The following is a 21406-nucleotide window of genomic DNA, read 5'->3' on the forward strand; positions in this document are numbered from 1 at the left end:
GGAACGTGCTCTTAGAGCAGTTTCCTGATCCATCCCATGACCCGCTGAAACCGTGGGCCATATGGAGGGTAAAGCATCTGCCCCCTGGCCCACTGTGATTGCAGGAGCACGCTCTTCTGGTGTGTAAAGCGCAGGAAGCCCGCTTCACCGTGATAGGCACCCAAGCCGCTGTCGCCAACGCCGCCAAACGGCAGGCGCTCGTGTGCCACGTGCAGCAAGGTATCGTTGACCGTCACGCCGCCGCTCACGGTGTTTCGCAGTACCTTGTCGCGCGCCGCGGTGTCTTTCCCGAACCAATACAGCGCCAGAGGGCGCGGGCCGGTGTTGATCCCGGCCAGTACTTGGTCAAGGCGGTCATAGAGCAGCACGGGAAGAACGGGGCCGAAGATCTCCTCCTGCATCAGCCGCATCCCCGGTTGCACATCGAAAACCAGCACCGGTGGCATCCGGCGGCCTGGTGCGGCGGTACGGTTCGGCGCTGGGCCCACCTCCTCCACTCGCGCACCTTGGGCCCGTGCATCGTCGAGCAAGGCGTGCAGGCGCGCCAGATGCCGGTCGCTTACGATGGCCGCATAGTCCGGATTGCCCTCGAATTGCGGGAACATGCGCGCCACCGCTGACCGGTAGGCTTGGGTGAACGCCGCTTCGCTGCCGCGGGGCAGCAGCAGGTAGTCGGGCGCGATGCAGGTCTGGCCCGCATTGAGCAGCTTGCCGTGGGCGATCTTCAGCACGGCCTCAGCCAGATCGGTGCAGGATGGATCAACGATACAGGGCGACTTACCGCCCAGCTCCAACGTCACAGGCGTGAGATTGCGGGCCGCCGCCTCGGCCACCTTCCGCCCCACGGCGGTAGAGCCCGTGAAGAAGAGATGATCAAATGGCAGCGCCGCGAACTCCGCGGCCACGTCGGCGCCCCCTTGCACCACGGAGAATTCGTCCCGAGTGAAGTATTTCGCCACCAACTCACCGAGCAAGGCGGAGGTATGAGGCGTGATTTCGCTGGGCTTGAGCATCACCCGGTTGCCTGCGGCAAGCGCGGCCGCAACCGGCCCGAGCGTCAGTTGCAAGGGGTAGTTCCATGGCCCGATGATGCCCACCACGCCCAGCGGTTGCCGCTCGATATGCGCCCGGGCGGGCTGCAGGTAGATGGGCGTGCGCACACGCTGCGGCTGGCTCCAGCGCACCAGGTTCCGCTTCAATTCGCCGATGGTGGCGCGCAATACGAACATATCGGCCACTTCGGTCAGCGCCGTGCCGCGGCCTCCAAAATCAGTGTTCACAGCTTCGGCCAACTGCCCGCCATGCTGGCTCACGATCTGCCCGATCAGATGCAGCCGCCGCCGGCGCTCATCAAGAGCTACAGCCGGTACGCTACGGCTGGCTCGAAACTGGCTGTCGAAGATGTCTCGCAAGGCGGCGGGTTGGGGCATGCCGTGCATGATAGCCCGTAGGTTGGCGCTGAGCGCCAACCTACCGTGCTCAGGTCGAAAACTTGAAGAGGCCCGGCTCCTTGATCGGATCGACCGAGACGTCGATATCCGATTTGGGCGGGAACTTGCCCTCCAGCAGGAGCCTGGAGAGCGGGTTCTCGATGCGCTGCTGGATCGCGCGCTTGAGCGGGCGTGCGCCAAACACCGGATCGAACCCGACCTTGGCCAGCTCCTCCACGGCCTGATCGGACACCTTCAGATGCAGATCCATCTTCGCCAGCCTTTCGGTCAGCGTACGCAACTGGATCCTGGCGATCGAGCCGATCTGCGACGCATCCAGGCCATGGAACACCACGATCTCGTCGATGCGGTTCAGGAACTCGGGGCGGAAGTGGTTCTTCAGTTCACCGAACACCGCATCCTTGACCTCATCGTAGGGCTTGCCGGCCATGCTCTGGATCATGGGTGAACCGATGTTGCTGGTCATGATGAGCACAGTGTTCTTGAAATCCACCGTGCGGCCCTGGCCGTCGGTCAGGCGGCCATCGTCCAGCACCTGCAGCAGCACGTTGAACACGTCCGGATGCGCCTTTTCGATTTCGTCGAACAGCACCACGCTGTAGGGCTTGCGGCGCACAGCTTCGGTCAGGTAGCCGCCTTCGTCGTAGCCCACATAGCCGGGAGGCGCACCAATCAAGCGCGCCACGCTGTGCTTTTCCATGAACTCGCTCATGTCGATGCGGATCATGTGCTCCTCGCTATCGAAGAGGAACCCCGCCAAAGCCTTGGTCAATTCGGTCTTGCCCACGCCCGTCGGGCCGAGGAACAGGAAGCTGCCCAGCGGCCGGTTGGGATCACCCAGGCCTGAACGTGAGCGGCGAATGGCGTTGGCCACCGCGTTGATGGCTTCGTCCTGCCCCACCACGCGTTCGTGCAAAGCGCCTTCCATGTGCAGCAGCTTCTCCCGCTCGCCTTCCATCATCTTGCTCACGGGAATCCCCGTGGCACGGCTGACCACTTCGGCGATCTCTTCGGCACCGACCTGGGTACGCAGAAGCTGCGGCGCGGTTTTTTCACGCTTGCCTTCGCTGGCCTGCGCTTCCTTGAGCTGTTTTTCCAGGGTTGGCAGCTTGCCGTATTGCAGCTCCGCCACCTGGTTGAAATCGCCCTTGCGGGTAGCTTCCTGGATCTGGAACTTGATCTGGTCGATGTCCTTGCGCAGCTGTTCGCTGCCTTGGGCGCTGGCCTTTTCGGTCTTCCAGATTTCCTCCAGATCGGCGTATTCCTTTTCCAGCTTGCCAAGGTCTTCCTCGATCAAGGCCAGGCGCTTTTGCGAGGCTTCGTCCTTTTCCTTCTTCACGGCCTCGCGCTCGATCTTGAGCTGGATCATGCGGCGATCGAGCTTGTCCATCACCTCGGGCTTGGAATCGATCTCGATCTTGATCTTGGCGGCCGCCTCATCGATCAAATCGATGGCCTTGTCGGGCAGGAAACGGTCGGTGATGTAGCGCGCGCTCAACTCCGCCGCGGCCACGATGGCGGGGTCGGTGATGTCCACGCCGTGGTGGATTTCATATTTTTCCTGCAGGCCGCGCAGAATGGCAATAGTGTCTTCCACGCTCGGCTCGCCCACCAGCACTTTCTGGAAGCGCCGCTCCAGGGCAGCGTCTTTTTCGATGTACTTGCGGTATTCGTCCAGCGTGGTGGCACCGATGCAATGCAGTTCACCACGCGCCAGCGCGGGCTTGAGCATGTTGCCGGCGTCGATGGCGCCCTCGGCCTTGCCTGCTCCCACCATGGTGTGGAGCTCGTCGATGAAAAGGATGATGCGCCCTTCTTCGGCCGCCACCTCTTTCAATACGGATTTCAGGCGCTCCTCGAATTCGCCGCGGTACTTGGCACCCGCCAGCAGCCCGGCCATGTCGAGCGAGAGCACTTTCTTTTCCTTCAGCGTGTCGGGCACCTCGCCAGCGACAATGCGCTGCGCCAGCCCTTCCACGATGGCTGTCTTGCCCACGCCCGGCTCACCGATCAGCACGGGGTTGTTCTTGCTGCGGCGTTGCAACACCTGGATCGTGCGGCGGATTTCGTCGTCGCGGCCGATCACAGGGTCCAGCTTGCCTATGCGGGCACGCTCGGTCAGATCGAGCGTGTATTTCTTCAATGCTTCGCGCTGGGACTCGCCTTCCGCCGAATCCATGGTCTGGCCGCCGCGCACGGCATCGATCGCGGATTCCAGGCTCTTGCGGCTCAGCCCGCTTTCCTTGGCAATGCGGCCCGCTTCGCCCTTGGCATCGGCCAGGGCGAGCAGGAACAGCTCCGCCGCAATAAACTGATCGCCACGCTTGATGGCTTCCTTTTCCGTGGCCTGAAGCAGCTTGTTCAGGTCCGGCCCGACGGTCACCTGGTCATGCCCCTCCACGCTGGGAAGGCGCTTGATGGCCGCCTCAGCCTCCTGCGAGAGCTTGGCGACGTTGACGCCAGCGCGCTGCAGCAGCGCCTTGGGACCTTCTTCCTGCCGCAGCATGGCTGCCAGCAGGTGCACGGGTTCAATATAGGCGTTGTCGTTACCCAGGGCCAGTGACTGTGCGTCGCCCAGGGCTTCCTGAAATTTAGTGGTGAGTTTGTCCAATCGCATGAATAGCCTCCAATTGATGGTTCAGTTGAGGGTTTATCCACAGGCTTTCAAGGGATGAAATCTCACCGAACCGCTCGACTTGCGAAATGTCAGGAATACGCCTTGGCGCCGCAGGGCCCATGGCGTTTGCGGAATTCGGCCGGAGTTTCTGGCTGGCGCCGGGAAAAAAGCCCCATGGCGCCCTTGCGTGCCTGTGCTTCCTCGCGCCAGTATTTGCCCTGCCGGCCCCGAAATGACTCGGACCAGGCCCAGCCCTGGGTGGCCAGTGCGCTGGCGATGTCGACATCATCGGCCATCCGGCGGACCGTGGCAATGCCGCGGCCATAGCGGTCATAAGCCCTCACAGTGATCCGGACGAGTTGGTCCTGCGCGAGTTCACGCATGGCCGCACGTGCCTCAGGCCCATGGGTCTGGCAAATTTCGGGGGCATCAATGCCGTCCAGACGCAATTTTCGGCGCTTACCGCCGTCCTCGGACCGCACCCAAATCGAGTCACCGTCGACCACATACGTGACTTCGGCAATCCAGGATTGGCCGGTTTTCGGCCGAGCGCCGTCCTGGGCGCCAGCAGTCAGCGCCATGGCGCTACCCAGCACCCACACAGCCCAACGCCGCGCCACGCGGCCGGTGCCGCCTTCCATCCTCATGCCCGTGTTTTCAGGAATTGGAGGCCTTGATGCCCCAGCGGGCCAGTGCAGCATCGTCGGAGGATCGCGCATCCACCCAGCGGCTTCCCTCGGGCGTTTCCTCCTTCTTCCAGAAGGGCGCCTGGGTTTTCAGATAGTCCATCAGGAATTCGCAAGCCTGAAAGCTCTCGCCCCGGTGGGCGGAAGTCACGGCCACCAGCACGATCTGGTCTTGCGGCGCCAGCGGGCCCACACGATGGATGATGCGCACACCGAACAGGTCAAACCGGGCCAGGGCCTGATCCACCATGGCCTCGATGGCCTTCTCCGTCATGCCCGGGTAGTGCTCCAGTTCCAAGGAGCCGACCGCTTGCCCGTCATTGCGGTCACGCACGGTTCCCACGAAAGCACAGACCGCGCCGACCCGGGCGTCACCCTGGCGCAGGGCAGCGACCTCCTCCGTCAGGTCGAAGTCTTCAGTCTGGATGGAAACGCGCGCGATGGACATGGCGAGATTGTGCACCGTTCGGACAGACGGGTAGGCAAGCTTGCGAACGAACGTTCATCTTCGCACCGCCGGTCAGCCAGGAAAGCGGCACCAACCCCCTCTTGCACTTGATCGCGCAGCGGTGTTGCCGCGCGTCAACCACCTGTGACTGGCGGAAAGAAGGCCAATTCTGCCCCGTCCAGCAGCTCGGCCGATTCGCTGCTCATCAGCTGATTCAGCGCCACGCGCACCGCCCTCCCGCGTGCCAAGGCTTCGGCATGGGCGCCTCCACGGGCGATGAGTTCATCACGCAACTCAGCCACTGTGGCCGCCGAGGTCTGCAACGACTCGCCGCTGCCCAAGGCCTCTCGGATGCTGGCGAAATAGCGGATCGTGATCGTCTTCATGCCAGCAGCTCCGCCAGAGGAATGAACCGTACCATGTCCCCTTCCGCAATGGTGGCTCCGGCCGGATGGTCGATCAAACCGTCAGCCCAATGAGCCGAGGTGAGCACTCCAGAGCTTTGGTTGGGGAATAGATCGAGCCCCCCATGGGCATTGCGCCGCGCGCGCAGGAATTCCCGCCGCTTGTCGGGCTTGGCAAGCGCGAAATCAGCGCGCATCGGCACCGAGGGCACCGTGAGCTGGGTGGCGCCTTGCAGTTTGAGCAGGAATGGCCGCACCAGCAGAAGGAAAGTGACAAAACTCGACACGGGATTGCCAGGCAAACCTACGAAGTGCGTTTGCCCTGAACCGCCGCGGCGGATGTGTCCGTAGGCGAACGGCTTGCCCGGTTTCATGCCGATTTGCCACAAATCGAGCGTACCGAGCTGCTCCACCGCTGGCTTGATGTGGTCTTCCTCGCCCACGGAAACGCCGCCGCTGGTCAGGATCAGATCATGCTGCTCGGCGGCGCTTTTCAGCGCATCGAGCGTGGCTTCGAGCCGGTCAGGGACGATGCCCAGGTCGCTCACCTCGCAGCCCAGCCGCCGCAGCAATGCGCACAGGAAGAAACGGTTGCTGTTGTAGATGGCGTCCGGCTTCATCTGCTCCGGCGGCACCTGGCCTGGCATCACCAGTTCGTCGCCGGTGGAAAACAGCGCCACGCGCGGGCGGGCGCTCACGGTGAGCTTGTCCATGCCGATACCAGCCGCCAGTCCGATGCTGGCCGCTTTGAGACGCTCGCCCTGCTGCAGTATGACGGCCCCTCGCCGGACATCTTCACCCGCTCTGCGCACCCACTGGCCTTGCACAGGGACTGCGTTGATGCGCACTTGCGCGCCCTCCCCCAGCACCTCGGTGTCTTCCTGCATGACCACGGCATCAGCCCCCGCCGGCATGGGGGCGCCCGTGAAGATGCGCGCCGCGCTGGCTGGTGCGAGCGACTCGCCCGCGTGCCCGGCCGCGATGCGCTGCGTGACCGGCAATACGGTACCAGGGCCCGCCACATCGGCGGCACGGACGGCATAGCCATCCATGGAAGAGTTGTCGTGGGGAGGCACCTGCAGGCCGGAGACGATGCTCTCGGCCAATACGCGATCCGCGGCGTCAAAGGTACTGACACGCTCGTGGCGGGCCAGCGGAAGTGCATGCGCAAGCAACCGCTCCATGGCCTCATCGAGCGGCATCAGTGGTGAGCGGCGGTTGGTGGAAGCAGGCATCGATCAGGCAAAAATCAGATGAAAAGACCAAGCATCGGCATCGGATAGGCCTCAGAACGTATTCACGATCTCGGAGCAGCCAATATCAGGTGCTGCCGACATCGAGAGCGGACAGGTGCCGGTTGGCGTCATATTCGAACCGGTGCCCATTGTCCAGTAGCCAGTCTGCCACGGCATCGGCATCGTTCAAATCCAGCACGGGCCGCAGGGTGGCCTCGGGTAGCGCGGCAGGCGAATCGGTAGCAATGGCGACGATGAACTGATCGTCCGCGTAACGTGCCGGCTTGCCTGCCGCCTGGCGCCAAACTTCGATTTTCAGCAGGTCGCTGCTCTTGAAGCCCTCTACGAACACCCAATCCACGCCGTCATACAGTTCAGCCAGCAGGTGGTGTACGGAGAGTTGTGCCTCCTGTTCAAACTCGCGCATGAGCGCCAGCCTCCGGTTGGAGGCCACCACCACCTCGAACGCGCCGGCCTCACGGTGGCGAAAGGTATCCTTTCCGGCGTGGTCGATATCAAACTTGTGGTGCGCATGCTTGGCCACCGACACGCGAAGGCCACGCTGCTTGAACGCCGGAATCAGGCGCTCGATCAGATCCGTCTTGCCAGAGCCGGAATAGCCGGCGAAGCAAACTACATTCATAAGCGGCCTCGCCGGATCGGCCGCATCAGCCGCAATGGGCGGCGATGAGGCTTTGAACAGCGCCAGCGTCAGCGGACATCACCTGCACGCGGCGCGGCAATGCTTCAATACCTTCGAATTTGGCGGGCCGGTCGGGCTCCCGGCCCAAGGCTTCCACGATGGTCGCGGCGAACTTGATCGGCAGCGCGGTCTCCAGCACGATCATCGGCACGCCAGGCTGCACATATTCGCTGGCCACCTTCACGCCGTCCGCGGTGTGGGTGTCGATCATCAAGCCGTGCTCTTTGAACACCCGCCGAATCGTGGCCAGGCGATCGGCGTGCGTGCTCTTGCCACTCACGAAGCCGTAACGGCTGGCAGCCTGCTTGAAGGCTTCGTCGCCGCTCAGGTCGAAACTGCCGGCCTTCGCCAGGGATTCGCCGAAAAGCGCCTTGACGCGGGCCCCATCTCGCCCAAGCAGATCGAACACGAAACGCTCGAAGTTGCTGGCCTTGCTGATGTCCATCGACGGGCTGGAGGTTTCATGCGTATCTGCCGCGGCCCGCACGCGATAGACGCCGGTGCGGAAGAATTCGTCGAGCACGTCGTTTTCGTTCGTGGCCACCACCAGTTGCCGGATGGGCAGACCCATCATGCGCGCCACGTGGCCGGCGCAGACGTTACCGAAATTGCCGCTCGGCACGGTAAAGCTGACCGTCTCCGCATTGGAGGCCGTGGCCTGGAAATAGCCCGCAAAGTAGTAGACGACCTGCGCCAGAAGCCTGGCCCAGTTGATCGAGTTCACGGTGCCGATGTTGTACTGGCGCTTGAACGCCAGATCATTACTGACGGCCTTGACGATGTCCTGGCAGTCATCGAACACACCTTCGATGGCAATATTGTGGATGTTCTCGTCCTGCAGGGAGAACATCTGCGCCTGTTGAAAAGCGCTCATGCGGCCGTGCGGGCTGAGCATGAACACGCGAATGCCTTTTTTGCCCCGCATGGCGTACTCGGCCGCGCTGCCCGTGTCGCCGCTCGTGGCGCCAAGAATGTTCAGTTGCTGGCCGCGCCGCGCCAATTCGTACTCAAACAGGTTGCCCAGCAGCTGCATGGCCATGTCCTTGAAGGCCAGTGTGGGACCATTGGACAGTGCCTCAAGATAAAAACCGTCCTGCAGCTGCTTCAGCGGCACGATGACCTTGTTCCCGAAAACCTCGGGCGTATAGGTCTTGGCACAGATGGCCTTCAGGTCATCCGCCGGAATGTCGTCGATGTACAGCGACAGGATCTCGAACGCCAGGGCGGCATAGCCTTGCTCGTCATGCACGCGGCGCCAGACCGCCAGCGTGGCGGCATCAATCTGCGGGTACCCCTCAGGCAGGTACAGGCCGCCGTCAGGCGCCAGGCCTTCCAGCAGGATGTCGCAGAACTTGCGGGGAGTGGCATCGCCACGAGTAGAAAGGTAGTTCATTCGAAAGATGGAGAACGCATCTCAATTATCTGCGCCGCGCGCCCGCAACGCATGAAGCACCAACCCTGGAAGGCCGCGGAGCAGGCCATATCAGAGCACCCGCAGAGCTGGCTTTGCCAGGCTGCTGGGTGCGTCCCCTCGGGGGAAGGCGCGAAAGCGACTCAGGGGGGCATGCAAGCCTTCAGGCCAACTCTTCCTTGCGGATGCGTACGATGGGCTGCAGCACGGGCGGCAGCGACTGCAGCTGCGCCAGCGCCACGTTCATCGTGCCTTCGCTGGTATCGTGCGTGAGGATAATGAGGTCGGTCTGGTCGGGCGTGGCCTCGCCAGCGCCGGCATCCGTACCGGCGACGTCATCGGCTTCACGCTGCAGCACGGCATTGATGCTGATGCCGGCGTCGGCCAGGATCCGCGTCACGGTGGACAGCACGCCGGCTTCGTCCTTCACGCGCAGGCGCAGGTAGTAGCTGGTGATCACCTTGTCCATCGGTAGCACGCTCACGTCGCGCAGCGCGCCCGGCTGGAACGCCAGGTGCGGCACCCGGTGCTGCGGGTCGCTGGTAGCCAGGCGGGTCACGTCCACCAGATCGGCGATCACCGCGCTGGCGGTGGGCTCACTGCCGGCGCCCTTGCCGTAGTACAGCGTGGTGCCCACGGCATCGCCATTGACCACCACGGCATTCATGGCGCCTTCCACATTGGCAAGCAGGCGGCGCGCCGGCACCAGCGTGGGATGCACGCGCAACTCCACCCCTTCACCTTCGCGCCGCTTGGTAATGCCCAGCAGCTTGATGCGGTAGCCGAGCTGCTCGGCGTAGCGGATATCCGTGGAAGAAAGCTTGGTGATGCCCTCGACATAGGCTTTGTCGAATTGCACCGGAATACCGAAGGCGATGGCGCTCATGATGGTCGCCTTGTGCGCCGCATCCACCCCCTCGATATCGAAGGTGGGGTCGGCTTCGGCGTAACCCAGCGCCTGAGCCTCCTTGAGCACGGTATCGAAATCCAGCCCTTTATCGCGCATTTCGCTCAGGATGAAGTTCGTGGTGCCGTTGATGATGCCGGCGATCCATTGGATACGGTTGGCCGTCAGGCCTTCACGCAGCGCCTTGATGATAGGGATGCCCCCTGCCACGGCGGCCTCGAAAGCCACCATGACACCCTTTTTCTGCGCCGCTTCGAAGATCTCCGTGCCATGCACCGCAAGCAGCGCCTTGTTGGCGGTCACCACGTGCTTGCCGGCGGCAATGGCTTCCATCACGAGCGTCTTGGCAATCCCATAGCCGCCGATGAGCTCGATGACGATCTCGATCTCGGGATTGGCGATCACGGCACGGGCATCAGCCACCACCTGCACCTCAGGGCCCACGATCTCCTGGGCGCGCTCGGTGTTGAGATCGGCCACCATGGCCACGGCAATGCCGCGGCCGGCGCGGCGCCGGATTTCTTCCTGATTGCGTTTCAACACATTGAACGTGCCGCTTCCAACGGTGCCAATGCCCAGCAGACCTACTTTGATGGGATTCATGAGATGAAAAAATCCAAACTTGCAAACAATCCGAACTTGCGAAACGTACGAAACATGCGGCCGCTCTGACGAATCAGGCGCGCGCAGCCCCTTTTTCGAAGCAATATCAACCACTGGCGCGGTATGCGCGCGGCGCGCGCGGTACTGCTCCAGGAACTTCGCCAGCCGCCCGATGGCCACACGCAGATCTTCCTCATGCGGAAGGAACACGATGCGGAAGTGCTGCTGATCGGTGTAATTGAAACCCGAGCCCTGCACCAGCATCACACGCGTGGCGCGGAGCACCTCCATGAAGAACTGGCGGTCATCCTCGATCGGATACATCTTGGGATCAAGGCGGGGAAACATGTACAGCGCGGCCTGCGGCTTGACGCAGGTCACGCCTGGAATGGCGGTGATGAGCTCGTACGCCAGGTCACGCTGGCGGCGAAGGCGCCCGCCCTCGCATACCAGGTCGTTGATGCTCTGGTAGCCTCCCAGCGCGGTCTGAATGGCCCACTGCCCCGGCACGTTGGAGCCGAGCTTGAGGTTGGCCAGCATGTTCAGGCCTTCGATGTAGTCGCGCGCGGCCGATTTGTCGCCCGAGACCACCATCCAGCCGGCACGGTAGCCGCACGACCGGTACGCCTTGGACAGCGAATTGAAGGTGAGCGTGAGCACATCCGTGGACAACGAAGCCATCGCGGTGTGCTTCACACCGTCATACAGCACCTTGTCATAGACCTCATCCACCAGCAGCACAAGCCCGTGCTCGCGCGCTATCTGCACGACACCTAGCAGCAACTCGTCGCTGTAGAGCGCCCCGGTGGGGTTGTTGGGATTGATGATCACGATGCCGCGCGTGCGTGGCGTGATCTTGGCGCGCATGTCGGAGAGGTCCGGCATCCAGCCGTTGTCTTCACGGCATTCATAATGCACCGGCACACCGCCAGAAAGGCTGGTAGCAGCCGTCCACAGCGGGTAATCGGGCGAAGGCACCAGCAGCTCATCGCCCTCGTTGAGCAACGCGTTGGTAGCCATCTGGATCAGCTCGCTGGCGCCGTTGCCCAGGTAGATGTCTTCCAGCGTCACGCCCGCAATGCCCTGCTGCTGCGTATAGTGCATCACGGCCTTGCGCGCCGCGAAAATACCCTTGCTGTCGGAGTAGCCTGCCGAATCAGGCAGGTTGCGCGCCATGTCCTGCACGACTTCTTCAGGCGGATCGAAGCCGAACGGCGCCATGTTGCCGATGTTCAGCTTGATGATCTTCTGACCTTCGTCCTCCATCTGGCGCGCGGCGTCCACGATGGGGCCGCGTACGTCATAGAGCACATTGGCCAGTTTGGCCGATTTCTTGATGGCCTTCATGGTGAAGTCCTCCAGTAACAGCGTTCTTGCTTGGGGAAACCTACAATTTGAACACAGTTCATCCCATCCAAGGTTTTCCAGCGCACATGAAATTCCAGCCCGACCTTACTGGCGCAGCCACCATCAGCGGTTACGGCCCTGGCTGGGTAGCCATCGGCAGCGAGCGCATCACACACAGCCTGATCCTGCACGCCAGCGGCGCACAAGCGAACTGGGACTGCGACAGCTTCGAGAACCTGAGCGCGGCGCATTTCGCCCGCCTGATTCAAACCACTCCCGTGCCGGAGCTGGTCATTTTCGGCAGCGGCGAGCGCCTGCGCTTCCCGCGCCCGCAGTGGCTGCGGCCGCTGATCGAGGCGCACATCGGAGTGGAAACCATGGATACGCCCGCCGCATGCCGCACCTACAACATCCTCGCCGGCGAGGGGCGGCGAGTGGTGGTTGCACTCCTTCAGGAGTCGGGTAAACCGGGCGCCGGGCTCACATCCGGAGCGCAAATAGAGTAAAATTCGGGGTTGCTGACTGTTGCGGCGCCCGACACGATTGATTTAACCCGATTGGTTGAATGAGCCCACAGCCAAGGCTGAGGCTTTCAGGCAAAGGCTTTCACGAGAAGCCTTACTGCTTTCACGAACGTGCGGGTTGCAACGCCGGGGTTAAAAGATTCCGGGCGTGCCGCGTCCACAAAAACCTGTCACGAGAGAGATTGAAGTTCATATGGCGATCGTTGTCAACAAACCCCTGCCCGAATTTGAAGCGATCGCCACTGGCGATATCAAGGTTACCAATACCTCCCACCTGGGAGAGGCGCTGATCCTGTACTTCTACCCCAAGGACAACACGCCTGGCTGCACCACCGAAGCGATGCAGTTTCGCGACAAGTACAAGGATTTCGTCAAGGCCGGCGCCGTGGTTTTCGGTGTTTCGCGTGACAACATGAAATCGCACGAGGATTTCAAGGCCAAGCTTGAGCTGCCTTTCGAACTGATCGCCGATACCGAAGAAAAAATGTGCCACATGTTTGGCGTGGTCAAGAACAAGATCATGTACGGCAAGAAGGTCAAGGGCATCGAGCGCAGCACGTTCCTGATCAGCCCGGAAGGCATTCTGGTGCAGGAATGGCGCGGCCTGAAAGTACCGGGCCACGTGGAAGACGTGCTGAAAGCCGTCAAAGTCATGAAAAAAGCCGCGTAAAACGGACCGGGGAGTACTTTCGAGCCGCTTTCGCCTGCTTGTGCCTGTGAATTGTCGCGAAGGCATGTGCATAATGGGCTGAATGCCATCGCACACGGAAATGCTCTCCATCACTCAAGCCGCCTTGGCTTCAAGGCGGCTTTTTCGTTTGTACTACGCCTGAAGCACCCTCATGCCCCTGCCTCCTCCGCCCGCCAAGCGCGGCGCCCAGCTGTCTTCCGAGGTGATTGACCTGTCCGCGCGGCGTACCAAAACCCGCCCAGCCACCAACGCGCCCACTTCTGCCGCCGAAGCCTCCCGCCCCGTGGCACGCCTGCTCACCGAGCAGCCTGCCGCGGCCTCTGTCGCTCCCATCGCGGCGCCTGTCGTCGTGGTGGAACAACCTGCCGCCCGCGCCCCGGCCCGCCAGAAGCCGGCGGCAGCCCCTCGCACAGCGGCATCCCCCGCCCCGGCCAAGAAAGCGGCTGCCAAGCCCGCAGCGCCCGTCTCGGCCAAACGCAAGACCATGCCTGGCCCGGCACGGCTGTTCGTGCTCGACACCAATGTGCTGCTGCACGACCCGATGGCGCTCTTCCGCTTCGAAGAGCACGACATCTTCCTGCCGATGATCGTGCTGGAAGAACTCGACAGCCATAAGAAGGGCATGACCGAGGTCGCCCGCAACGGCCGCCAGACCAGCCGGCTGCTCGATGCCCTGGCGGGCGTCAAAGGCGCCGACATGGCCGCCGGGCTCAAGCTGGACTCCACCGGCTACCGCGAAGCCGGCGGCAAACTGTATTTTGAAACCACACCGCTCGATGCCACCATGCCGGCCGCGCTGCCGCAAGGCAAGGCCGACAACCAGATCCTGGGCGTGGTGGCCGCGCTGGAGAAAAAGCACACGCCGCGAGAGGTCGTCCTGGTGTCGAAAGACATCAACATGCGGGTCAAGGCGCGTGCGCTGGGGCTTTCCGCAGAAGACTACGAGAACGACAAGACGCTGGAAGACGGCGACCTGCTCTACTCGGGCTCCCTGCAGTTGCCTCCTGACTTCTGGACACGCCAAAGCAAGACCGTGGAAAGCTGGCAATCCGGCAGCCACACGTACTACCGCATCAGCGGCCCGATCGTGCCCAGCCTGATGATCAATCAGTTCGTGTACTTCGAGGCGCCGGGCGAGCCCAGCCTCTACGCACGCGTGGCCGAGATCCGCGACAAGACGGCCGTGCTCAAGACGCTGCGGGATTTTGCCCATCTGAAGAACGCCGTGTGGGGTGTCACCAGCCGCAACCGCGAGCAGAATTTTGCCCTCAACCTGCTCATGGATCCGGAGATCGACTTCGTCACCCTGGCTGGCACAGCCGGTACCGGCAAGACGCTGCTGGCCCTGGCCTCCGGCCTGACGCAGGTGCTGGACGACCGCCGCTATACCGAGATCATCATGACCCGCGCCACGGTGAGCGTAGGCGAAGACATCGGATTCTTGCCTGGCACCGAAGAGGAAAAGATGGGCCCCTGGATGGGCGCACTGGACGACAACCTCGAATTCCTGGCCAAGGGAGATACCGGCGGTGCCGGCGAATGGGGGCGCGCCGCCACCAATGAACTGATCCGCAGCCGGATCAAGATCAAGAGCATGAACTTCATGCGCGGGCGCACCTTCATGAACAAGTGGATCATCATCGATGAGGCACAGAACCTGACGCCCAAGCAGATGAAGACCTTGATCACCCGGGCCGGGCCCGGCACCAAGATCATCTGCATGGGCAACCTGGCGCAGATCGATACCCCCTACCTCACCGAAGGCTCATCGGGGCTAACTTACGCCGTTGACCGCTTCAAGGGCTGGCCCCATGGCGGGCACATCACGCTGGCGCGTGGTGAACGTTCTCGCCTGGCGGACTTTGCCAGCGAGATCCTTTGATTTTCGCTCACTCCACAAAAAAACCGGCAGCACTGCCGGTTTTTTTATGCATCAATCAAGCCGCCACCGTTGGCGCTGAGCTCTGCCGCATGGTGCGCACAATCGCCGTCAGGGCCACGCCATAGGCCGGCACGAACAGCAGCAGGCTCACGGCCAGCTTGATCACGTAGTCGACCACCGCAATCTCCACCCAATGGGCGGCCATGAAGGGGTCAGCGCTGCGCCAGAACGCAATGGAGAAGAAGGCCGCCGTGTCCAGGGCCTGGCCGAACACCGATGCGGCCGCAGGCGCCAGCCACCATGCGCGGCTCTGCTGGCGGATACGGTCAAACACCTGAATGTCAAGCAGTTGCCCCAGCACGTAGGCCGCGAAGCTGGCCAACGCGATCCGGAAAACAAAAGCGTTGAAATCGCCCAGGGCGGCAAAGCCATTGAAGCGGCCGTCGTGAAACAGCACGCCCACGGCATACGAAGCCACCAGCGCCGGCAGCATCGCCCGGGTGATGACGCGCCGCGCTGATGACTTGCCAATGAGCCGCACCGTCAGATCCGTGGCCAGGAAGATGAACGGAAAACTGAACGCGCCCCAGGTGCTGTGAAAGCCCAGCAAGCTGATCGGCAGTTGCACCAGGTAATTGCTGGCGATGACGATGGCGATATGGAATGCCACCAGAAGGGAAAGATAAAACGGCACGCGGGAAGACGCCGCCTGAGTAGACAACATGACAGTCCTTTTTGATGAATGGGGGCGAGGGAACCCATCTCGGCACGATTGCCAGCTGCTAATTGTAGTTTGTAGCGGGCTAAGAACATGTTCAAGGGGGTCTTTGCCAGCCCGTCAAGTCCGTCAAGTCCGTCAAGTCCGTCAAGTCCGTCAAGTCAGGCTTTCACACTTCTTTATACGGAATCAGCATATATCAACAACAAAGAATTGGTTTGTTTTTGCATAAGCCGCCGGTACATTCAAGCTCAGACCCACGTTTCGCGGATTTTATCCGGGCAAATAATGTACCAATACACCGAATTCGATCGCCAGTTCGTCACCTTGCGCGCGCAGCAGTTCCGCGACCAGCTCGAGCGCTGGCAGCGCGGTGAATTGAGCGACGAGCAGTTTCTGCCGTTGCGTCTGCAGAACGGTTGGTACGTGCAGCGTTACGCCCCCATGGCCCGCATTGCCGTGCCCTACGGTGAAGTCAGCAGCAAGCAGCTTCGTACCTTGGCCCATATCGCACGCGAGTATGACCGGCCCGAGCCAGCCCTGCTCGCCCAGGCGCAGGCCACGCAGGACGAGCTGCAGGCCGCTCAGCCCGGCCTGACCCTCGCCGCCGCGCCGCTCAAGTACGGCTACGGTCACTTCACCACGCGTACCAACGTCCAGTTCAACTGGATCCCGCTCTCGAAAGCCGCCGATGTGATGGAGCTGCTGGCCAGCGTGCATATGCATGGCATCCAGACCAGCGGCAACACCATCCGCAACATTACCTGCGAAGCCCTGGAAGGCATCGCGCCCGACGAAATCGTGGACACCCGCCCCTTCGCGGAGATCATGCGCCAGTGGAGTACGTTTCACCCCGAGTTTGCTTTCCTGCCGCGCAAATTCAAGATCGCCTTCAACGGCGCCGAAGAAGACCGGGCCGCGACGGGCTGGTACGACATCGGCCTGCAGGCCCTGCGCAACGATGCCGGCGAGGTTGGATTCACGGTCAAGGTGGGCGGCGGCATGGGCCGCACGCCGGTCATTGGCAGCGTGGTACGCGAATTCCTGCCTTGGGCGCAACTGCTGAACTTCGTCGAAGCCGTGGTGCGGGTCTACAACCGCTATGGCCGCCGGGACAACAAGTGGAAAGCTCGCATCAAGATCCTGGTGAAAGCAGAAGGCCAGAAATTCATCGATGAGGTGGAAGCCGAATTCCGCGACATCGTGGAAAAAGACGGCGCGCCCCACACCATCACCCAGGCTGAGCTGGACCGCGTGGCCGCCTGCTTCGTGGTGCCCGAGCTCCGGGCGGCGAACCAGCCGAGCCAGACCGATGTGAACGCCAAGGCTTACCAGCGCTGGCTGGCGCAGAACGTGCAGGCACACCGCCTGCCGGAGTTGCGTGTGGCCACCCTCTCCTTCAAACGCCCTGGTGCTGCCCCTGGCGATGCCGATGCCGACGTACTGGATGCCGTGGCTGAACTCGCCGATGTGTTCAGCGCTGGCGAGGCGCGCATCACGCACAAGCAGAACCTGATCCTGCCCTGGGTGCATGCCAGCGACCTGCCTGCCCTGTATGAGCGTGCCAAGGCACTGGGGTTGGTTCAGCCCAATATCGGTCTCATCAGCGACATGATCGCTTGCCCTGGCGGTGATTTCTGCTCTCTCGCCAATGCCCGTTCTCTGCCTATCGCTGCCGCGCTGACAGAGCTGTACCAGGACATCGACGAAGTCACCGATCTGGGACCGATCGATCTGCACATGAGCGGCTGCATCAACAGCTGCGGCCACCACCATAGCGGGCACATCGGCATCCTGGGCGTCGACAAGGACGGCAAGGAGTGGTATCAGATCACGCTGGGCGGCTCGGATGGCTCTGCCCTCTCAGGCCCTGCGCATGCGGGCAAGGTGGTCGGTCCGTCGTTCTCGGCCGCTGAAGTGCCGGGCGTCATCGAAGCCGTTCTGGACACCTACCGCGTGCTGCGCACGAGCGCTGCCGAACATTTCATCGACACGCTGCGCCGCGTGGGGCACGACCCCTTCAAGCAAGCTGCCAACGCGGCCCGCCACACACAGCACCGCGCCGCCCGCACCAACGAAGAAGCCCTCGCGTAAACAACGCCAAGGACTCGCGAAGCCCACAGGAAAACGCCATGAAACTGATTGCCGCCACAGAATCCACTCTCACCCCCGACACCCTGGAGATCGCCAACGATGCCGATCTCGCGGCGCTGGCGGCGGAAGGCGCATTCGAGGATGTCCAGCGCATCGACCTGAATTTCCCGAAGTTCACCGACGGCCGCGCTTTCAGCCAGGCGGTTCTGCTGCGCAGGCGCTTCGGCTTTGCGGGCGATATCCGCGCCACGGGTGATGTGCTGATCGACCAGTTGGTGCAAATGGCCCGCAGCGGGTTCACCAGTGCGGTGCTGGCCCCCGGCGTTGACGCCGGCGCCGCCGACCGGCAATTCAGGCGCTACGCCGGCTTCTACCAGGGTGACGTGCAGCAGCCCCTGCCGCATTTCGCCAGGCTGGAGACAGCATGAGCGCCGTCAGCGCCTTGCCGGACGTGGCGGGATTAGCGGCGGCTGCCGCCCCGGCCATCGATCTGTACGCCCGCCCTTCCCGCGATTTCGATGCCAAGCTGCATGAAACCGTGGTCACGCTGCTCAAGGCGGCGGCCACCGGCCCCGTGGCCCAAGCGAGCAGCCTGGGCGCGGAAGACATGGTCATCACCCACCTTATCAACACGCACGCGCTGCCCATCGGCATTTTCGTGCTCGACACCGGCGCGCTGCACGCGGAAACGCTGGCGTTGATCGATCAATTGAAAACGCAGCAGACCGGGTATCCGCACGCGCCGCTCACGGTCTACCACCCGGTGCAGGAATCGGTGGTGCAGTTCGTGGCGCGCGAAGGCAAGGAAGCCATGTACAAAAGCATCGAGCTGCGCAAATCCTGCTGCCACATCCGCAAGATGGAGCCACTGGCCCGCGCACTGGCCGGCAAGAACGCCTGGGTGACAGGCCTGCGGCGCGAGCAGTCAGGCGCCCGCGCCGAAGTGGACCTTGTGGACCGCTCCGAGGAAGAAAGCAAGAACCTGCTCAAGTACAACCCCTTGGCGAACTGGACCTGGGGCGACGTATGGCACTACATCTCCAAGAATGAGGTGCCCTACAACCCGCTGCACGATCAGTTCTACCCCAGCATTGGCTGCGCCCCTTGCACACGCGCCATTACCGTGGGCGAGGACTTCCGGGCCGGCCGCTGGTGGTGGGAAGACGAGGCCGCCAAGGAATGCGGCTTGCACGTAAAAGCATCCTCCGCTCTGCCTTTGAGCGCGGAAAAGAACAACAGCCAACCCGAACAGGCCCACGCATGAACGCTCGCACCGATCCCCAGCTTCTGCAGCCCACGCATCAGCTGAGCAACGCCCATCTGGACGCGCTGGAAGAAGAGACCATCTTCATCCTGCGTGAGGTCGCTGCAGCCTTCGAGCGCCCTGCTCTGCTGTTCTCGGGCGGCAAGGATTCGCTGGTCCTGCTCAAGTGCGCGGAGAAGGCTTTCGGCGCGGGCAGGATTCCATACCCCTTGCTGATGATCGATACCGGCCACAATTTTCCGGAAGTCACCGATTTCCGGGACCAGCGCGCCGCGGAACTGCAAGCCGAGTTGATCGTGCGCAGCGTGGAAGACAGCATGGCCCGCGGCACGGTGCGCCTTGCGCACGCGGACGAGAGCCGCAACGCGCACCAGTCGGTCACCTTGCTGGAGGCGATCGATGAGTTCCGCTTCGATGCGCTCATTGGCGGCGCCCGGCGCGACGAAGAAAAAGCGCGCGCCAAGGAGCGCATTTTCAGCCACCGCGACAGCTTCGGCCAGTGGCAGCCCAAGGCGCAGCGGCCCGAACTCTGGACACTGTTCAACTCCCGCCTGGCCAGCGGTGAGCACTTCCGGGTGTTCCCGATCAGCAACTGGACTGAGCTTGATGTGTGGCAATACATCGAGCGTGAGCGCATCGGCCTGCCCAGCCTCTACTACGCTCATGAGCGCCAGGTGGTCGAGCGCCGCGGCCTGCTGGTACCGGTGACACCGCTCACGCCGACCAGGGAGGGCGAAACCCCTCAAACGCGCACCGTGCGCTTCCGTACCGTGGGCGACATCACCTGCACTTGCCCTGTCCCCAGCCAGGCCGCTACGCCGGGCGAGATCGTCATCGAGACCCTGGCGGCCGATGTGAGCGAGCGCGGAGCCACCCGGATGGACGACAAGACCTCCGATGCCTCCATGGAAAAGCGCAAAAAAGACGGGTATTTTTGATCACCCCTGAGCCGCCTTCGGCGTCTTCCCCTCAAGGGGACGCGCCAGTGGCTTGGCAAAGCCGGCGCCGTGGCGCCCTTGAACGGCGGCGGGGCTTGCGCCCCAGCCTTTATGTGTAGGTGAAGCAATGACTATTGAATCGACGATTTCCCCCAGCCTCTCCGCGGCAACCAGCTCCCAGGACACCCAGGCCGCCTTGCGCTTCATCACCTGCGGCAGCGTGGACGATGGCAAGAGCACCTTGATCGGCCGGCTGCTGGTGGACAGCAAATCGGTGCTGCAAGACCACCTGGCGGGTGTCACGCGGCAAGGCGAAGCGGATCTGGCGCTGCTCACCGACGGCCTTTCCGCCGAGCGGGAGCAAGGCATCACCATTGATGTGGCTTACCGCTATTTCAGCACCGAATCGCGCAAGTTCATCATTGGCGATGCGCCGGGGCACGAGCAATACACGCGCAACATGGTGACCGCTGCCTCGCAGGCGGATGCGGCCGTGGTGCTGGTCGACGCGACCAAGCTGGACTGGGAAAACGCGGACCTCGCCCTGCTGCCGCAAACCCGCCGCCATACGCTCTTGTTGCAGTTGCTGCGCGTGCCCTCAGTGGTGTTCGCCATCAATAAACTCGATGCGGTGGCCAATCCGCCGCTCGCCTTCGCGCACATCCGCGACGCACTGCAAGCCTTCGCACGCGATGCCGGCATCCAGGCTACCGCGGTTCTCCCGATTTCCGCGCTCAAGGGCTGGAATGTCGTGGAAGAAAACCGGCAGCAAGCAGGCTGGTGCGGCTACGAAGGCCCATCACTGCTGCAGATTCTGGAGAGCCTGCCCGTCACCCCCCGCGAAACCGGCTTGCCGCTGGCTTTCCCGGTCCAGTGGGTGGAGAAGTTCTCGTCTTCCAGCGATACCTCGCAGGGCCGCCGCGTGTTCTGGGGCCGGGTCGCCACCGGCCAAGTCGCCCCCGGCACGCGGGTGGCCTTGCTGCCCGGCGGCCAGACGGCGGTAGTGGCACAGGTGCTCGATCATGCGCGCCGTCCGGGGGCGGTGGCTGCAGGCCACAGCGCGGGTGTCATTCTCGATCGCGAGCTCGATGTCTCCCGCGGCGACTGGATCGCGGCTGCACCAGAAGCTTCGTCCGATGATTTTGAGGAAACGCCGCGTTCCGCATGGCCCACCTCGCGCGAACTGAACGCCACGGTCGCCTGGCTGGACGACGAGCCCCTGGTGGCCGGCCGTGTGTACTGGGCGCTGCATGGCCATCGCTGGATCAAGGCCAAGGTCAAACGCGTGGTGGAGCGTCTGAACATCCAGACACTGGCACGGGAAGAAGCGGTGCAGCTGGAGCCCAATGCCATTGGCCATGTGGAATTGGCACTGCAGGAATCCATTCCGGCCACACCGTTCGCGCAAAGCCGCGCGCTGGGTTCTCTGATCCTGGTCGATACGGCCAGTCACAAGACAGCGGGCGCGGTACTGGTGCGATAG

18 protein-coding genes and 1 pseudogene are annotated in these 21406 nt (G+C 62.8%); 8 read left to right on the forward strand and 11 right to left on the reverse strand.

Features of this window, described 5'->3' with window-relative positions; translation table 11 throughout:
* Positions 1-11: 11 nt before the first annotated feature.
* The 10 genes and pseudogenes from WJU18_RS20310 to WJU18_RS20355 form a co-directional block, all read right to left on the reverse strand.
* Positions 12-1439 (reverse strand): coniferyl aldehyde dehydrogenase, encoded by a 1428-nt coding sequence (locus tag WJU18_RS20310; protein WP_423455172.1) that lies wholly within the window; start codon positions 1437-1439, stop codon positions 12-14.
* 40 nt (positions 1440-1479) lie between these two features.
* On the reverse strand, positions 1480-4068 hold the full coding sequence (gene clpB / locus WJU18_RS20315; RefSeq protein ID WP_423455174.1) for an ATP-dependent chaperone ClpB: 2589 nt from the start codon (positions 4066-4068) through the stop codon (positions 1480-1482).
* Positions 4069-4157: 89 nt separating this feature from the next.
* Positions 4158-4715 carry a thermonuclease family protein gene (locus tag WJU18_RS20320; protein WP_423455176.1) on the reverse strand — a complete coding sequence of 186 codons (558 nt, stop codon included), beginning with the start codon at positions 4713-4715 and terminating at the stop codon, positions 4158-4160.
* Positions 4716-4725: 10 nt separating this feature from the next.
* Positions 4726-5202: a molybdopterin synthase catalytic subunit MoaE gene (gene moaE / locus WJU18_RS20325; protein ID WP_423455177.1), complete on the reverse strand. Its 477-nt coding sequence runs from the start codon at positions 5200-5202 to the stop codon at positions 4726-4728.
* Between the two features lie 134 nt (positions 5203-5336).
* A complete protein-coding gene (moaD, locus tag WJU18_RS20330; protein WP_423455179.1) occupies positions 5337-5588 on the reverse strand; it encodes a molybdopterin converting factor subunit 1 in 252 nt (83 codons plus the stop codon).
* A complete protein-coding gene (gene glp, locus WJU18_RS20335) occupies positions 5585-6841 on the reverse strand; it encodes a gephyrin-like molybdotransferase Glp (protein WP_423455180.1) in 1257 nt (418 codons plus the stop codon). The genes moaD and glp overlap by 4 nt, the downstream gene beginning before the upstream one ends.
* An 85-nt stretch (positions 6842-6926) precedes the next feature.
* Complete coding sequence (mobB, locus tag WJU18_RS20340; RefSeq protein ID WP_423455182.1) at positions 6927-7484, reverse strand: molybdopterin-guanine dinucleotide biosynthesis protein B; 558 nt, start codon at positions 7482-7484, stop codon at positions 6927-6929.
* 25 nt (positions 7485-7509) lie between these two features.
* On the reverse strand, positions 7510-8937 hold the full coding sequence (thrC, locus tag WJU18_RS20345; RefSeq protein ID WP_423455184.1) for a threonine synthase: 1428 nt from the start codon (positions 8935-8937) through the stop codon (positions 7510-7512).
* A gap of 181 nt (positions 8938-9118) precedes the next feature.
* Entirely contained in the window at positions 9119-10465 is a 1347-nt protein-coding gene (locus WJU18_RS20350; protein ID WP_423461055.1) for a homoserine dehydrogenase, read from the reverse strand.
* Between the two features lie 117 nt (positions 10466-10582).
* A pseudogene (locus WJU18_RS20355) lies at positions 10583-11812 on the reverse strand (pyridoxal phosphate-dependent aminotransferase); the annotation flags it as partial.
* An 86-nt stretch (positions 11813-11898) separates the two neighbouring features.
* On the opposite strand from WJU18_RS20355, the gene WJU18_RS20360 reads away from it, so the two are divergent.
* The 3 genes from WJU18_RS20360 to WJU18_RS20370 all read left to right on the forward strand — a co-directional run bounded on the left by WJU18_RS20360 (position 11899) and on the right by WJU18_RS20370 (position 14909).
* Complete coding sequence (locus WJU18_RS20360; protein WP_423455186.1) at positions 11899-12318, forward strand: Mth938-like domain-containing protein; 420 nt, start codon at positions 11899-11901, stop codon at positions 12316-12318.
* A gap of 211 nt (positions 12319-12529) precedes the next feature.
* Complete coding sequence (locus WJU18_RS20365; protein ID WP_423455187.1) at positions 12530-13006, forward strand: peroxiredoxin; 477 nt, start codon at positions 12530-12532, stop codon at positions 13004-13006.
* Between the two features lie 172 nt (positions 13007-13178).
* The gene (locus WJU18_RS20370; protein ID WP_423455189.1) at positions 13179-14909 is read left to right on the forward strand and encodes a PhoH family protein; all 1731 of its coding nucleotides are present in this window, start codon (positions 13179-13181) and stop codon (positions 14907-14909) included.
* 55 nt (positions 14910-14964) lie between these two features.
* Here the strand turns inward: WJU18_RS20370 and WJU18_RS20375 are convergent, their stop codons facing one another.
* On the reverse strand, positions 14965-15633 hold the full coding sequence (locus tag WJU18_RS20375; RefSeq protein ID WP_423455191.1) for a 7-cyano-7-deazaguanine/7-aminomethyl-7-deazaguanine transporter: 669 nt from the start codon (positions 15631-15633) through the stop codon (positions 14965-14967).
* A gap of 282 nt (positions 15634-15915) precedes the next feature.
* Here WJU18_RS20375 and WJU18_RS20380 point away from each other — a divergent pair, with 282 nt between their 5' ends.
* The 5 genes from WJU18_RS20380 to WJU18_RS20400 all read left to right on the forward strand — a co-directional run bounded on the left by WJU18_RS20380 (position 15916) and on the right by WJU18_RS20400 (position 21406).
* Positions 15916-17721, forward strand: coding sequence for a nitrite/sulfite reductase (locus WJU18_RS20380; RefSeq protein ID WP_423455193.1), 1806 nt, complete (start codon positions 15916-15918; stop codon positions 17719-17721).
* 38 nt (positions 17722-17759) lie between these two features.
* Positions 17760-18149: a DUF934 domain-containing protein gene (locus tag WJU18_RS20385; protein WP_423455194.1), complete on the forward strand. Its 390-nt coding sequence runs from the start codon at positions 17760-17762 to the stop codon at positions 18147-18149.
* Positions 18146-18985: a phosphoadenylyl-sulfate reductase gene (locus WJU18_RS20390; protein WP_423455195.1), complete on the forward strand. Its 840-nt coding sequence runs from the start codon at positions 18146-18148 to the stop codon at positions 18983-18985. The genes WJU18_RS20385 and WJU18_RS20390 overlap by 4 nt, the downstream gene beginning before the upstream one ends.
* Positions 18982-19923, forward strand: coding sequence for a sulfate adenylyltransferase subunit CysD (cysD, locus tag WJU18_RS20395; protein ID WP_423455197.1), 942 nt, complete (start codon positions 18982-18984; stop codon positions 19921-19923). Before WJU18_RS20390 ends, cysD begins: the two co-directional genes overlap by 4 nt.
* Positions 19924-20050: 127 nt before the next feature.
* Complete coding sequence (locus tag WJU18_RS20400) at positions 20051-21406, forward strand: sulfate adenylyltransferase subunit 1 (RefSeq protein ID WP_423455198.1); 1356 nt, start codon at positions 20051-20053, stop codon at positions 21404-21406.

It is taken from the genome of Ottowia sp. VDI28 (assembly GCF_049532675.1).
GTDB lineage: Bacteria > Pseudomonadota > Gammaproteobacteria > Burkholderiales > Burkholderiaceae_C > Ottowia.

Bases quoted from the DNA above. Each gene is read 5' to 3' on its own strand.
- WJU18_RS20310 (WP_423455172.1), bottom strand. From the start codon at position 1,439: ATGCACGGCATGCCCCAACCCGCCGCCTTGCGAGACATCTTCGACAGC.
- clpB (WP_423455174.1), bottom strand. From the start codon at position 4,068: ATGCGATTGGACAAACTCACCACTAAATTTCAGGAAGCCCTGGGCGAC.
- WJU18_RS20320 (WP_423455176.1), bottom strand. From the start codon at position 4,715: ATGAGGATGGAAGGCGGCACCGGCCGCGTGGCGCGGCGTTGGGCTGTG.
- moaE (WP_423455177.1), bottom strand. From the start codon at position 5,202: ATGTCCATCGCGCGCGTTTCCATCCAGACTGAAGACTTCGACCTGACG.
- moaD (WP_423455179.1), bottom strand. From the start codon at position 5,588: ATGAAGACGATCACGATCCGCTATTTCGCCAGCATCCGAGAGGCCTTG.
- glp (WP_423455180.1), bottom strand. From the start codon at position 6,841: ATGCCTGCTTCCACCAACCGCCGCTCACCACTGATGCCGCTCGATGAG.
- mobB (WP_423455182.1), bottom strand. From the start codon at position 7,484: ATGAATGTAGTTTGCTTCGCCGGCTATTCCGGCTCTGGCAAGACGGAT.
- thrC (WP_423455184.1), bottom strand. From the start codon at position 8,937: ATGAACTACCTTTCTACTCGTGGCGATGCCACTCCCCGCAAGTTCTGC.
- WJU18_RS20350 (WP_423461055.1), bottom strand. From the start codon at position 10,465: ATGAATCCCATCAAAGTAGGTCTGCTGGGCATTGGCACCGTTGGAAGC.
- WJU18_RS20360 (WP_423455186.1), top strand. From the start codon at position 11,899: ATGAAATTCCAGCCCGACCTTACTGGCGCAGCCACCATCAGCGGTTAC.
- WJU18_RS20365 (WP_423455187.1), top strand. From the start codon at position 12,530: ATGGCGATCGTTGTCAACAAACCCCTGCCCGAATTTGAAGCGATCGCC.
- WJU18_RS20370 (WP_423455189.1), top strand. From the start codon at position 13,179: ATGCCCCTGCCTCCTCCGCCCGCCAAGCGCGGCGCCCAGCTGTCTTCC.
- WJU18_RS20375 (WP_423455191.1), bottom strand. From the start codon at position 15,633: ATGTTGTCTACTCAGGCGGCGTCTTCCCGCGTGCCGTTTTATCTTTCC.
- WJU18_RS20380 (WP_423455193.1), top strand. From the start codon at position 15,916: ATGTACCAATACACCGAATTCGATCGCCAGTTCGTCACCTTGCGCGCG.
- WJU18_RS20385 (WP_423455194.1), top strand. From the start codon at position 17,760: ATGAAACTGATTGCCGCCACAGAATCCACTCTCACCCCCGACACCCTG.
- WJU18_RS20390 (WP_423455195.1), top strand. From the start codon at position 18,146: ATGAGCGCCGTCAGCGCCTTGCCGGACGTGGCGGGATTAGCGGCGGCT.
- cysD (WP_423455197.1), top strand. From the start codon at position 18,982: ATGAACGCTCGCACCGATCCCCAGCTTCTGCAGCCCACGCATCAGCTG.
- WJU18_RS20400 (WP_423455198.1), top strand. From the start codon at position 20,051: ATGACTATTGAATCGACGATTTCCCCCAGCCTCTCCGCGGCAACCAGC.